This is a genomic window from Couchioplanes caeruleus (assembly GCF_023499255.1).
GTDB lineage: Bacteria > Actinomycetota > Actinomycetes > Mycobacteriales > Micromonosporaceae > Actinoplanes > Actinoplanes caeruleus_A.
The window spans coordinates 4,369,135-4,381,961 of sequence record NZ_CP092183.1 but is presented as its reverse complement, the minus strand read 5'-3'; the positions used below and the strand labels follow the sequence as shown (position 1 = coordinate 4,381,961).

The window sequence follows — 12,827 nt, the reverse complement described above, 5'->3', positions numbered from 1 at the left end:
TCCTTGGCGTGCCCTCCTGGCCCTCACCGTCACGGCCGTCGCCATCCGCTGGCCTGAGAGGTTCGGTGCGGTCGCTCACGCCGGGACTCCCATCTGCTTCGCGGCGTGGGCGGCCGCGGCTTCGCGGACCCAGGCGCCGTCCTCGTCCGCCCGGCGCCGGCGCTCGATGCGCTGGGCGTTGCACGGCCCGTCGCCCGAGATCACCCGGGACAGCTCGGCCCAGTCCGGCGTGCCGAAGTCGTAATGCCCGCGGTCGGCGTTCCAGGCAAGCGATGGGTCGGGCAGGGTCACGCCGAGCGCCCCGGCCTGCGGCACCGTCATGTCGACGAAGCGCTGGCGCAGCTCGTCGTTGCTGTGCCGCTTGATCTTCCAGGCCATCGACTGCGCCGAGTTGGGCGAGCGGTCGTCGGGCGGGCCGAACATCATCAGCGACGGCCACCACCACCGGTTCACCGCGTCCTGGACCATCTCCCGCTGCGCCGGGGTGCCGCCCATCATGGTCAGCAGCAGTTCGTAGCCCTGCCGCTGGTGGAACGACTCCTCCTTGCAGATGCGGATCATGGCTCGCGCGTACGGGCCGAAGGAGCTGCGGCACAGCGGCACCTGGTTGCAGATCGCCGCGCCGTCGACGAGCCAGCCGATGACGCCCACGTCGGCGAAGGACAGCGTCGGATAGTTGAAGATCGACGAGTACTTCTGCCGGCCCTCGATGAGCCGGCGGGTCAGGTCCCCGCGGTCCGCGCCGAGCGTCTCGGCGGCCGAGTACAGGTAGAGCCCGTGGCCGGCCTCGTCCTGCACCTTGGCGAGCAGGATCGCCTTGCGCCGCAGCGACGGCGCCCGGGTGATCCACTCCCCCTCCGGCTGCATGCCGATGATCTCGGAGTGCGCGTGCTGGGCGATCTGCCGGATCATCGTCCTGCGGTAGCCGTCCGGCATCCAGTCCCGCGGCTCGATCCGCTGGTCCTTCGCGATGGTCTCGGTGAAGACCTCTTCGCCGGTCATGACGCCTCCCAGGAGTAGAAGCCCTGCCCGCTCTTGCGGCCGAGCTCGCCGCGCGCGACCTTGTCCCGGAGCAGCCGCGGCGGGGCGAACCGGTCGCCGAGCTCACGGTGCAGGTGCTCGGCGATGGCCAGCCGTACGTCGAGTCCGACCAGGTCGGTCGAGCGCAGCGGGCCCATCGGGTGCCGGTAGCCCAGCTCCATCGCGCGGTCGATGGACTCGGCGTCGGCCACGCCCTCCTCGAGCATGCGGATCGCCTCCAGCCCGAGCAGGACGCCCAGGCGGCTGGTGGCGAAGCCGGGCGAGTCCCGTACGACGATCGCGGTCTTGCCCAGCGCGCCCGCCCACCCGGCCGCGGCGTCCCGGACGGCCCGGCCGGTCTGCGGGCCGGCGACGATCTCGACGAGATCGCTGGCGGGCACCGGGTTGAAGAAGTGCATGCCTACGAACCGCCCGGGCCGCCGCAGGCCCTCGGCGAGACCGGCGATCGACAGCGAGCTGGTGTTCGTGGCGAGCACCGCGTCCTCGCCGACGACCTTCTCGGCGGCCGCGAGCACGCTCGTCTTCAGCGCCGGGTCCTCGGGGACCGCCTCGACCACCAGCCCGGCATCGGCCGGGAGCTCACCGGTCAGCTCGATCCGCTCCAGGACGGCAGCGGGGTCCTCGGCCAGTTTGCCGCGCTCGGCGGCACGCCGGAGGCCGGTCGCGACCCGCTCGCGAGCGGCGGCGCGGTCCGGCTCGACGACCGTCACGACCGCGCCGGCCGTGGCGAAGACCTGGGCGATGCCGGCGCCCATCCGGCCGCCGCCGATGACACCCACCCGCTTCGGTACGCCGGTCATCGCCGCTCACCCGCCAGGAACGCGTCCATCCGCGACCGCTTGTCCTCGGACTCGAAGAGCACGGCCTGCGCGAGGTCGTCGGTGACCGGGTGACCGCCGGGCGCGTCGGCGACCAGCTTGGTCAGCCGCAACGCCAGCGGACCCGAGCGGGCCATCCGGTCGAGCAGCGCGTGCGCCCGCTTGAGCAGCTCGGCCGCCGGCACGACCTCGGCGACCAGCCCGAACCGGTACGCGTCGTCCGCGTCGAGCCGGCGTCCCGCGAGGAGCACCTGCTTGGCGACCGAGGCGCCCACGAGCTCCCGCAGCCGCCAGCACGCGCCGGCCGCCGCGAGGATGCCCAGTCCCGGCTCCGGGTTGCCGAACACCGCCGCGGGCGAGGCCAGCCGCACGTCGCAGGCGTACGCGAGCTCCGCGCCGCCGCCGAGCGCGTACCCGTCGACCGCCGCGACCGTGGGCAGCGGCAGCCGGGCGACCCGGTCGAACAGCCGGCTGTTGATGCCCTGCAACGCCTGGTCACGGCCACGTTCGCGGAGTTCGCCGATGTCCGCGCCGGCGGCGAAGGTGCCCTCGGCGCCGGTGATCAGCAGCAGCCGCGGGCGCTCCTCCAGGTCCGCGCAGACCTCGTGCAGCTCACGGATCATGGCCGCGTTGATCGCGTTGCGGGCCTCGGGGCGCCGCAGCGTGACGACCACCCGGTCGGCGTGCTCCTCGACCGCGAGAGTGGCTCCCATCAGACGCGCTCCACCAGCATCGACACGCCCTGCCCCACGCCGACGCACAGGGTGGCCAGGCCGCGGCGGGCGTTCTCGCGCTCCATGCGGCCCAGCAGCGTCACCGTGAGCCGGGCGCCGGAGCAGCCCAGCGGGTGCCCGAGCGCGATCGCGCCGCCGTCGGCGTTGACCCGCTCCTCGTCGAGCTTGAGCCGGCGGATCACCGCGAGCGACTGCGCGGCGAAGGCCTCGTTGAGCTCCACCGCGTCGAGGTCGCCGGCCTGCCAGCCGGCCCGGGCCAGGGCCTTCTCGGTCGCCGGTACCGGCCCGAGGCCCATGACGTGCGGCTCCACGCCGGCGCCGGCGCCCACGACGATGCGGGCGCGCGGCGTCAGGCCGTACCGTTCGACGGCCTCGCCGCTGGCGACCACGACGGCGGCCGCGCCGTCCGACAGCGGCGACGACGACCCGGCGGTGACGATGCCGCCGTCGCGGAACACGGTCCTGAGCTTTGCGAGCTTCTCCAGGCTGCCGCCGCGGCGCGGCCCCTCGTCGCGGGTGACCTCGCCGTCCTTGACGGCGACCGGCACGATCTCGGCGTCGAAGCGGCCGGCGTCGATCGCGGCGACGGCCCGCTCGTGGCTGCGCAGGGCGAACGCGTCGCTGTCCTCACGGGTGATGCCGTCGAGGGCCGCGACCTCCTCGGCCGTCTCGCCCATCGACAGCGTCTGCTTCGCGCTGAACCTCGGGTTGGTGAAGCGCCAGCCGAGCGAGCTGTCCACGACCTCGCCGGGACGCGCCCACGGGGTGCCGGGCTTGGCCATCACCCACGGCGCCCGGGTCATCGACTCGACGCCGCCGGCCACCACGACGTCGGCCTCGCCGCAGCGGATCGCCCGGGAGGCGGAGATGATCGCGGTCAGGCCGCTGGCGCACAGCCGGTTGACCGTGTAGCCGGGCACGGTCTCGGGCAGGCCGGACAGCAGCGCCGCCATCCGCGCGACGTTGCGGTTGTCCTCGCCGGCCTGGTTGGCGGCGCCTAGCACGACCTCGTCGATCGACTCCCCGGGCACGCCGGCCCGCCGGACGGCCTCGCCCACGACGAGCGCGGCCAGGTCGTCGGGACGGACGCCGGCGAGCGCGCCGCCGTACTTGCCCTGCGGGGTACGGACGCCACCGACCAGGTACGCCTCAGGCATTGCTCTCCTCGCTGACGTGGTGGCGCGACTGCAGGGTGAAGAACCGGCCGGTCACGTACGCCGGATCCGTCAGCGAGGCCGTCGCGGCGGGGTTGGCGCCGGTGCCGTGCAGGTCGCTGAACGCGGCGGTCTGGTTGACGAAGACGCCGCCCGTGAGGTTCTGCGAGAGGTGCACCCCGGCGTCCAGGGCGGCCTCCCGCGCCGCGGCGAGGACGTCCTCGGAGGTCGAGTACACCGACGCGGTCAGCGCGCCGTGGTGACGCACCGTCTCGGTGAACAGGCGCAGGCTGTGCCCGGTGGACTCGGTGGTGATGACGAACGACACCGGCCCGAACCACTCCCGCGTGTACGTCTTCTCGTCCGAGGCGTCGAGACGGGCGATCACCGGCGTACGGATCGTGGCGCCGGGGAACTGCTCGTCGGCGACCTCGGCGGACGGGTGCAGCACGCCCGGCAGCGAGCCGGCCTCGGTGAGCCGGGCCAGCACGCCGTCGTTGACGATCGCGCCGAGCGTGCCGGCGGCGCGCTTCGGGTCGCCGAGCAGCTTGTCGACCGCGGCGGCGAGCTCGGCCCCGAACTCGGCGGGGCTCTTGCGGCCGGCGTCGGTCTCGATGCCGCCGGCGGGCACGAGCAGGTTCTGCGGGGTCGTGCACATCTGCCCGCTGTAGAGCGACAACGAGAATGCGAGGTTGCGCAGCATGCCGCGGTAGTCGTCGGTGGAGTCGACGACGACGGTGTTCAGGCCGGCCTTCTCGGTGTAGACGACGGCCTGGCGGGCGTTGGCCTCCAGCCAGTTGCCGAACTCGCTCGAGCCGGTGAAGTCGACGATGCGCACGTCCGGGTGGGTGGCGAGGGTGGCGGCGATGCCGTCGCCGCGCTCCTCGACCGCGAGCGTCACGAGGTTCGGGTCCAGCCCGGCCTCGGTGAGCACCTCACGGGCGACCTGCACGGTGATGGCCAGGGGGAGCACCGCACCGGGATGCGGCTTGACGATCACCGGGTTGCCGGTGACCAGGCTGGCGAACAGGCCCGGGTAGCTGTTCCAGGTCGGGAACGTGTTGCAGCCGATCACCAGCGCCACGCCGCGGCCGACGGGCGTGCTGGTCTTGCTCAGCCGCAGCGGGTCGCCGCCGCGCTGCGGCTTGGCCCAGGTGGCGGTGGCGGGGATGCGGGTCTGCTCGGCCAGCGCGACCGCGACGGCCTCCAGCCCGCGGTCCTGCGCGTGCGCGCCGCCGGCCTGGAACGCCATGACGAACGCCTGCCCGCTGGTGTGCTGCACGGCGTGCGCCATCTCGAAGATGCGCGCGTTGACCCGCCGCAGGATCTCGGCGGCGACGCCCGCGCGAGCGTGCGGGCCCACGGCCCGCCAGCCCGGCGTCGCGGCGCGGGCGGCGGCGGCCAGGTCGCCCGGCTCACCCTTGGGGTAGCGGATGCCCATCTCGATCCCGTACGGCGAGCGCTCGGTCGCCACGCTCGTGGTCGCGCCGGGCACCTCGATCGGGAAGTCCTTGCCGAGCAGCGCCTGGAACGCCTGCTCACCGGCGGGGGCGGCCTGCTCGCCGTAGACGGACTTGCTCGGCGACTCCGGGTACGCCGACCAGTGATCGCGCGTCGCGGCGGCCTCGATCGCCCGGTCCAGCAGGTCGCGGTGCGTCTCGTAGAACTCGGCGGGGCTTGTCACCGGCGCTCCTTTGCGATTGGGTGTAGCTATTGTCTACCGTCCGTTCGGTCGGTTATCAAGACCCGAGGTTCTGCATGGCACATACGGCGGCCCACGAGATGTTCGCCCGCGACACGGCGTCCCAGCAGCTGGGGATCGACCTGATCTCCGCAGGCGAGGGCGCCGCGACGGTCCGCATGACGGTCACCGCGGAGATGGTGAACGGGCACGGCATGGCCCACGGCGGGTACGTGTTCCTGCTCGCCGACACGGCCTTCGCCTGCGCCTGCAACAGCCACGGCCCGGTCACCGTGGCGGCGGGCGCGGACGTGACGTTCCTGCGACCGGCCGCCGAGGGCGACGTGCTGGAGGCCCGCGCCACCGAACGCTCGAGCAGCGGGCGCAGCGGCATCTACGACGTCACCGTCACCCGCGACGGCGACGTGGTGGCCGAGTTCCGGGGCCGCAGCCGCATGATCAGCCCGGGCCGGCCCGCGTGACCGCCGCCCCCGCACAGCCCGCCGGCCCTTCCCAGCCCGCCGCCCCCGCCCAGCCCGCCGGCCCGGGTCAGCCTGCCGGCCCGGGTCAGCCTGCCGGCCGCGGGCGGCGCGGCCGCCCGGGACATGACCTGGACGCCGTGCTCACCGCCGCGGTGCTCCTGTTCAACGAGCGCGGCTACGACGCGACCAGCATGGACGACCTCGCGCGGCGGCTGAAGATCACCAAATCGAGCATCTACCACCACGTCCGCGGCAAGGAGGAGCTGCTGCGGCTGGCGGTCGGGCACGCCCTCGACGGCCTCGACGAGGCGATGACCCGGGTACGCGACCTGACACCCGCCAGCGCGCTCGAGCGGCTCGAGTCGCTGATCCGGCTCAGCGTGCTCGTGCTGGCCGAACGGCTCCCGTACGTGACGCTGCTGCTGCGCGTACGCGGCAACACCGACGGGGAACTCGAGGCGCTCGAACGCCGCCGCCTCTTCGACCAGGAGGTCACCACGCTGGTCAAGCAGGCCCAGGCGGAGGGCTCGATCCGCGCCGACGTGGACCCCGCCATCGCCGCCCGCCTGCTCTTCGGCATGGTCAACTCGCTCATCGAGTGGTACAGCCCCTCCCGCGGCGGTGCGGCCGAGCTGGCCGCCACGGTGACCGCGATCGCCTTCGACGGCCTGCGTACGAGGCCCGCCTAAAGGAGAACGACGATGCAGGACCGCTCCCCTCGCCCGGCCGACCTCGAACCCGTCGAACGCGCCTCGGTCGACGAGCTGCGCGAGCTGCAGCTCCAGCGGCTGAAGTGGTCGCTGCGGCACGCGTACGACAACGTGGCGCCGTACCGGAAGATGTTCGAGGAACACCAGGTCCACCCCGACGACCTGCGCGAGCTCGGCGACCTGGCGACGTTCCCGTTCACCGACAAGGCGGTGCTGCGGGCCAACTACCCGTACGGCATGTTCGCCGTGCCCCGCGACCGGATCGCGCGCCTGCACGCGTCGTCCGGGACGACCGGCCGCCCGACGGTCGTCGGCTACACGCTCGAGGACGTCCGCACCTGGGCCCGCCTGATGGCCCGCTCCATCCGCGCGGCCGGCGGCCGGCCCGGCGACCGGGTCCACGTCGCCTACGGGTACGGGCTGTTCACCGGCGGGCTGGGAGCCCACTACGGCGCGGAGGAGCTCGGCTGCACCGTGATCCCGGTGTCCGGCGGCATGACGGAACGCCAGGTCATGCTGATCAAGGACTTCGAACCGGACATCATCATGGTGACACCCAGCTACATGCTCGCGATCGTCGACGAGATGCGCCGCCAGGGCGTGGACCCGCGGGCCACGTCGCTCGCGGTGGGCATCTTCGGCGCCGAACCGTGGACGCAGGAACTGCGCGCGGAGATCGAGCAGGAGGTGGACCTGCACGCGGTGGACATCTACGGCCTGTCCGAGGTGATGGGCCCCGGCGTGGCGATGGAGTGCGTGGAGACCAAGGACGGCCTGCACGTCTGGGAGGACCACTTCCTCCCCGAGATCATCGACCCGCTCACCGGCGAGGTCCTCCCGGACGGCGAACTCGGCGAGCTCGTCTTCACCTCCCTGACCAAGGAGGCCATGCCGGTCGTCCGCTACCGCACCCGCGACCTGACCCGGCTCCTGCCCGGCACGGCCCGCCCGATGCGCCGCATCGAGAAGATCACCGGCCGCACGGACGACATGATCATCCTGCGCGGGGTCAACGTGTTCCCCACCCAGATCGAAGAGCTCATCGTCCGTACGCCCGCGCTGTCCCCGCATTTCCAGTGTGTCCTCGCCCGGTCGGGACGGCTCGACGAGCTGACGGTGAAGGTGGAACGGCGGCATGGGGTCGCGCCCGAGGCGGCGCAGGAGGCAGGACGGCAGCTGGCCACGCTCGTGAAGAACACGGTCGGGGTGAGCGTGGCGGTCGAGGTGATCGAGCCCGACGGGGTGGAACGCTCGATGGGCAAGATGCGCCGGATCGTGGACCAGCGGCCGAAGGGCTGACCGGTCCGATCCGTCCCGCGGCGATCCTGTCCCGGCGTCCGTCGTTAGCCGGTCGGCATGCCGCGCCGGCGCCGGCGCCGTTCCGCAGCGGCGTGTCACGTCGGCGACCCACGCCGGCGTTCCGCGGCGGCGTTCCGCGGCGGCGCCCCCCACATCGGCGCCCCCGGGGCCGCCACCCCTCGTCCGCGCTCCGCGACGGCGCCCCACATCGGCGCCCAGGCCGTCGCCCCACGTCCACGCTCCGCGCCGGCGTCTCACATCGGCGCCCAGGCCGCTGCCCCACGTCCGCGCTCCGCGGCGGAGCTCTGCGGCGGCGTACCGTCGCTCTATGGAGAAGCCCGAGCTCAGCGAAGCGCAACGTGCGATCGCCGGTCGCGTGGCGGCGGTGGTCGACCGGGTGCGTGCCGACGGCCCCGCGGCCGACCCCGCCGATGCGCTCCCCGCCCTCCGGGCGATCAGCCGGGACCCCGTGGTGCTCGGTGACGTCCTCGGCGACTACCTGCACCGGGTGGTCGCGGGGGCGCAGGCCGAGACGGTCGCCTACTGGCCGGCGCTGGAGCTGCTCCGAGCCGCCGGCGCCGACGAGGAGCGGGCCGCGGCGAAGGCTGCGTGGCTGCGCGGCCGGACGACGGCGTAGGCCCGGGCGCGCGAGACGGTCCACATCAGCCGCTGCCCGGCTGCCACCGACGCCCGGCGCGCCGGCTCGTGGCGCAGCCGTGCCGGCACCGATGCCCGGGGCGCGGATCCGGTCGTGGCCGCCGGGTCATGGCGGTGCGGCGGTGCTGCCCCGCACGACCAGGTGCGGGTCGAGGACCATCTCCATACGCTGCTCGCGGCCCTCGTCGAGGCGCTGGACGGCGGCGCGTACCGCGAATCTCGCCTGGGCCGGGGCGTCCTGGTTGATCGAGGTGAGGTCGATGTGCGCGAGGCGGGCCAGGGTGCTGTCGTCGTACCCGATGATGGACATGGCCCCGGGGACCGGTATGCCGGCGCGCACGAACGCGTCCATGAGGCCGACGGCGAGGCGGTCGTTGCTGGCGACGACCGCCGTCGGGCGGTCGGTGGCGGCGGCCAGCAGCCGGCCCGCGCGGATGCCGCCCTCCTCGGTGTGGTCCCCTGGCAGGATCGTGATCTCGCTCTGCAGGCCGGCGCGGCGCATGGCGTCGCGGTAGCCGCGGCGGCGCGCGGCCGCCACCGCGCCGCGCCCGCCGTCGAGGAAGGCGATGCGGCGGTGCCCGAGACCGGTCAGGTGGGTGACCGCCTCCGCCACGCCGAGGTGGTCCGCTGACCGCACCACGTCGACGCGGTCGTCGCCGACCCGGCGGCCGATCGCCACCACGGGCACCTGCGCGGCCAGCTCGCCGAGCCGGCCGTCCGCGACGTCGGGGCCCAGCAGCAGCACCGCCTCGCAGCGGAAGTCGAGCAGGGTGTCGACCGCCCGGGCCTCGTCGCGGTGGCGGGTCAGGGTGGACAGCACCACCTCGTAACCGACGCCGTCCGCCTCCGCCTGGATCTCCTCGACCAGCTCGGCGTGGAACGGGTTGCGGATGTCGAGCATCACACCGAGCAGGTGCCGTCGCCTGCGCGCGAGCATGCTGGCCGTGCGATCGGCGCGATAGCCCAGCTCGGCGGCCGCCTCGAGAACCCGGCGGCGGGTCTCGGCGCTCGGGCCGGGCGCGCCGCGCAGCACCAGCGAGACCGACGCCGTGGACACGCCCACCCGGGCGGCCACGTCGTCCAGCCGGGGCCGTTGATCCATCCGGCAACCTCCGCTCCCACCCTTGACATCCATCGAGATCGACTTGGATAGTACTCGCAATTAAAGCGCTTTAAAAGCGCCCGGACTCCACTCCCCTCGGAGGTCCGCATGACCCCTGCGTCCATCGGCGTGGCGGTGATCGGGGCCGGCATGGTCGGCCGCGCGCACGCCAACGCCTACCGCAACGCGTCCACCGTCTTCGGCGCGCTCCCGCCCGTCCGTCTGGCCGCGATCGCCGACGTCCACGAGCCGTTCGCCGCCGACGCCGCGCGCCGCTACGGTTTCGAGCGCGCCGAGACCGACTGGCGCGCCGTCGTCGACGACCCCTGCATCGACGCGGTCAGCGTCGCCGTCGCCAACAACCTGCATCGCGAGATCACCGAGGCCGCGCTCGCGGCCGGCAAGCACGTCCTCTGCGAGAAACCGCTCGCCCCCACCGTCGCCGACGCGCAGGCCATGGTGGACGCCGCCGCGGCCACCGACCGCGTCAACGCCGTCGGGTTCACCTTCCGCCGCTCCCCCGCCCTCAACGCCATCCGGGAGGAGGTCGTCAGCGGCCGCCTCGGCCGCGTCCGGCACATCGCCGGCAACTACTGGACCGACTACGGGTTCGACCCGCAACGCCCGATGAGCTGGCGCTACCAGGGCGGCCCCGGCTCCGGGGTGCTCGCCGACATCGGCAGCCACCTCGTCGACCTCGCCGAGTTCTTCTGCGGGCCCACCACGGGCGTGCAGGGCACCGCCATGACCACCCTCATAGAAACGCGCCCCAAACCCCTCGGCGTCGCGGTGGGGCACGCCGCCGGGGTCCGGCTCAGCGACGAGCGGGTCCCGGTGGAGAACGAGGACATCTGTACGTTCACCGCGGCGTACGAGGGCGACACGCTGGGCACCTTCTCGCTGTCTCGGGTGGCTTACGGGCACGCCAACACGTTGCGGGTCGACCTGTTCTGCGAGAACGGCAGCGCCTCGTTCGACATGACGCGGCCCGCCGAGTTCAGCATCGTCGACGGCACCCCCGCCGAGCCGGTCAACGGGGCGCGGCAGGTGTTCATCGGGCCCTGGCATCCGTACGTGGCCCGCGGCCTGCCCATGGACTTCCCCACGGTCGGGCACGGCCAGAACGACTTCTTCGTCCACCAGGCCCGCGCCTTCCTCGGCCAGATCGCCGGCGACGACGCGCTGCCGCCCTGTCCCGACATGGCCCACGGCCTGCACAACCTGCAGGTGCTCGAGGCCGTCGTCGCCGCCACCGACAAGCCCGTCCAGCTCTGAGAGGCGCACACCCATGAGACTCGGCGCGTACACCGCCTGCCTGCACGACCGTTCCCTCGACGAAACCCTCAAGATCCTCGGCGAGCTGGGGCTGACCGGCGCGGAGATCAACGCCGGCGGCTTCGTGCCCGCACCGCATCTGCCCATCGACGACCTGCTCGCCAGCGCGGGCGCCCGCGAGGACTACCTCGGCCGCTTCGCCCAGGCCGGCATCACGCTGACCGGCCTCAACGTCAACGGCAACCCGCTCAACCCCGACCCGCTGGTCGGCCCCCAGCACGCCGCCGACCTGCACCGCGCCATCGACGTCGCCGCCGCGCTGGGCGTGCGGCGGGTGGTCACCATGTCGGGTCTCCCGCAGGGCCACCCCGGCGACACGACGGCCAACTGGATCGTCAACCCGTGGGACAGCCAGTTCCTCGACATCCTCGACTACCAGTGGCAGCAGGTCGCCGTACCGTTCTGGAAGGACATCAACGCCCGCGCGGCCGCCGCCGACGTGAAGATCTGCATCGAGATGCACCCGCACAACCTCGTCTTCAACCCGGCCACCCTGCGCCGCCTGGTCGAACAGACCAACGCCACCCACATCGGCGCCGAGATGGACCCGAGCCACCTCTTCTGGCAGGGCATGGACCCGGTCGCCTGCGTCGACCACCTGGGCGACCTCGTCTTCCACGCGGCGGCCAAGGACACCCGCATCAACGCCGACAACGCCAAACTCCACGGCGTCCTCGACGACCGCTTCACCCGTACGCCCGCCGACCGCAACCCCGTCGGTCTCGGCGGCCGCAACACCCTCAACCAGTGGCCCACGAGCCCGGCCTGGGAGTTCGTGGCAGTCGGGCGAGGCCACGACGTCGAAGACTTCTGGGCGCCGTTCCTGCGCGCGTTGCACCGGGTGGATCCGGATATTGCGGTGAACATCGAACACGAGGACCAGGCGTACGGCCAGGTCGAAGGTCTGCGGATGGCCGCGGAGAACCTGCTGGCCGCGGCGGAGCAGGCGGGGGTGCGAAACTGAGCCGGTAAGCCGCACGAGGGTGCCGGATACAGACGCGGCAGCTGCAGGCGTGATGGATGCGGACGGTGGGAATGCGGGGCGCGATTGGTGCGAGCCGGATGAAGCGCCCCGCGGCCACCTGACCAACCGGCCCTGCGCCGGCCGCTCGACGGGCTGAACCTGCACCGGCCGTCCCACGCCCCGCTCCACGGGCAGAACCTCCACCGGCCGCCCACCCCCTTCCACGGGTAGAACCTCCACCGGCCGCCCGGCCCCGCTCCACGGCAGAACCTGCAACGACCGCCCCACAGCCGCTCGGCGAGCAAACCTGCGCCGACAGACGAGCGGGATGAGGTCGGTGGGCCGATGGCCGGCCGGTGGCCAGGCCGGCAGCTGGTGGCCGGGCCGGTGGGCAGTGGGCCGAAGGCCGGGCCGGTGGGCGGTGGCCGGTGGCCAGGCCGGCAGCTGGTGGCCGGGCCGACGCTCGGTCGCCGGCCACCCGGTCGGTATGCGGCGCGCGTGCATCGGCCGTTCTGCCGGCTCCGGGACAGACCACGAAACCGGCGGCGAGTCGCCCTCGTCACAACGGTCATGACGGGAGTTGTCCTGTCGCGTGTCAAGGCAGGCGCTGCCGCGTTGACCATCTGCCTGTTGTCGTCGCCGGGTGCGGGCCTCGCGCCCCTCCCCCGGTGCCGCGCGAGACGGCCACGCTCGCCGCCCTCCCGCAACTCACGGACGAGCAGGCAGCCGGGCTGGTCAGTCTGCCCTGGCAGGCCACGGGCAGCACTGCTGCGGACAGCCAGATCGTGCTGCCGGCAGGTACGTGGAACGCGCACGGTGCGCTGAACGGCAGCCGGGTGTCCGCCGCTGG

At 73.3% G+C, this 12,827-nt stretch carries 12 protein-coding genes; 6 read left to right on the top strand and 6 right to left on the bottom strand.

What is annotated here, in order from left to right; all coding sequences use genetic code 11:
- Window positions 1–75: 75 nt before the first annotated feature.
- From paaA to paaN, 5 genes are read right to left on the bottom strand one after another with little or no spacing between them, the layout of a single operon-like run.
- A complete protein-coding gene (paaA, locus tag COUCH_RS20215) occupies window positions 76–1,002 on the bottom strand; it encodes a 1,2-phenylacetyl-CoA epoxidase subunit PaaA (RefSeq protein WP_249606744.1) in 927 nt (308 codons plus the stop codon).
- The gene (locus tag COUCH_RS20210; protein WP_249606743.1) at window positions 999–1,841 is read right to left on the bottom strand and encodes a 3-hydroxyacyl-CoA dehydrogenase family protein; all 843 of its coding nucleotides are present in this window, start codon (window positions 1,839–1,841) and stop codon (window positions 999–1,001) included. Before COUCH_RS20210 ends, paaA begins: the two co-directional genes overlap by 4 nt.
- Window positions 1,838–2,572: an enoyl-CoA hydratase/isomerase family protein gene (locus COUCH_RS20205; RefSeq protein WP_249606742.1), complete on the bottom strand. Its 735-nt coding sequence runs from the start codon at window positions 2,570–2,572 to the stop codon at window positions 1,838–1,840. Before COUCH_RS20205 ends, COUCH_RS20210 begins: the two co-directional genes overlap by 4 nt.
- Window positions 2,572–3,750 carry a thiolase family protein gene (locus COUCH_RS20200; RefSeq protein WP_249606741.1) on the bottom strand — a complete coding sequence of 393 codons (1,179 nt, stop codon included), beginning with the start codon at window positions 3,748–3,750 and terminating at the stop codon, window positions 2,572–2,574. Before COUCH_RS20200 ends, COUCH_RS20205 begins: the two co-directional genes overlap by 1 nt.
- On the bottom strand, window positions 3,743–5,431 hold the full coding sequence (paaN, locus tag COUCH_RS20195) for a phenylacetic acid degradation protein PaaN (RefSeq protein ID WP_249606740.1): 1,689 nt from the start codon (window positions 5,429–5,431) through the stop codon (window positions 3,743–3,745). The genes COUCH_RS20200 and paaN overlap by 8 nt, the downstream gene beginning before the upstream one ends.
- 74 nt (window positions 5,432–5,505) lie before the next feature.
- On the opposite strand from paaN, the gene paaI reads away from it, so the two are divergent.
- From paaI to COUCH_RS20175, 4 genes are all read left to right on the top strand, one after another.
- On the top strand, window positions 5,506–5,910 hold the full coding sequence (gene paaI, locus COUCH_RS20190; RefSeq protein WP_249606739.1) for a hydroxyphenylacetyl-CoA thioesterase PaaI: 405 nt from the start codon (window positions 5,506–5,508) through the stop codon (window positions 5,908–5,910).
- Window positions 5,911–6,047: 137 nt separating this feature from the next.
- Window positions 6,048–6,599, top strand: a complete 552-nt coding sequence (locus COUCH_RS20185; protein ID WP_249606738.1) for a TetR/AcrR family transcriptional regulator — start codon at window positions 6,048–6,050, stop codon at window positions 6,597–6,599.
- Window positions 6,600–6,611: 12 nt separating this feature from the next.
- A complete protein-coding gene (gene paaK, locus COUCH_RS20180) occupies window positions 6,612–7,919 on the top strand; it encodes a phenylacetate--CoA ligase PaaK (protein WP_249606737.1) in 1,308 nt (435 codons plus the stop codon).
- Window positions 7,920–8,247: 328 nt separating this feature from the next.
- A complete protein-coding gene (locus tag COUCH_RS20175) occupies window positions 8,248–8,556 on the top strand; it encodes a hypothetical protein (protein ID WP_249606736.1) in 309 nt (102 codons plus the stop codon).
- A gap of 126 nt (window positions 8,557–8,682) precedes the next feature.
- Here COUCH_RS20175 and COUCH_RS20170 read toward each other — a convergent pair whose 3' ends face one another.
- Window positions 8,683–9,678, bottom strand: a complete 996-nt coding sequence (locus tag COUCH_RS20170) for a LacI family DNA-binding transcriptional regulator (protein ID WP_249606735.1) — start codon at window positions 9,676–9,678, stop codon at window positions 8,683–8,685.
- Between the two features lie 108 nt (window positions 9,679–9,786).
- Here COUCH_RS20170 and COUCH_RS20165 point away from each other — a divergent pair, with 108 nt between their 5' ends.
- Window positions 9,787–10,953, top strand: coding sequence for a Gfo/Idh/MocA family protein (locus tag COUCH_RS20165; RefSeq protein WP_249606734.1), 1,167 nt, complete (start codon window positions 9,787–9,789; stop codon window positions 10,951–10,953).
- Between the two features lie 13 nt (window positions 10,954–10,966).
- On the top strand, window positions 10,967–11,977 hold the full coding sequence (locus tag COUCH_RS20160) for a sugar phosphate isomerase/epimerase family protein (RefSeq protein ID WP_249606733.1): 1,011 nt from the start codon (window positions 10,967–10,969) through the stop codon (window positions 11,975–11,977).
- Window positions 11,978–12,827 lie beyond the last annotated feature (850 nt).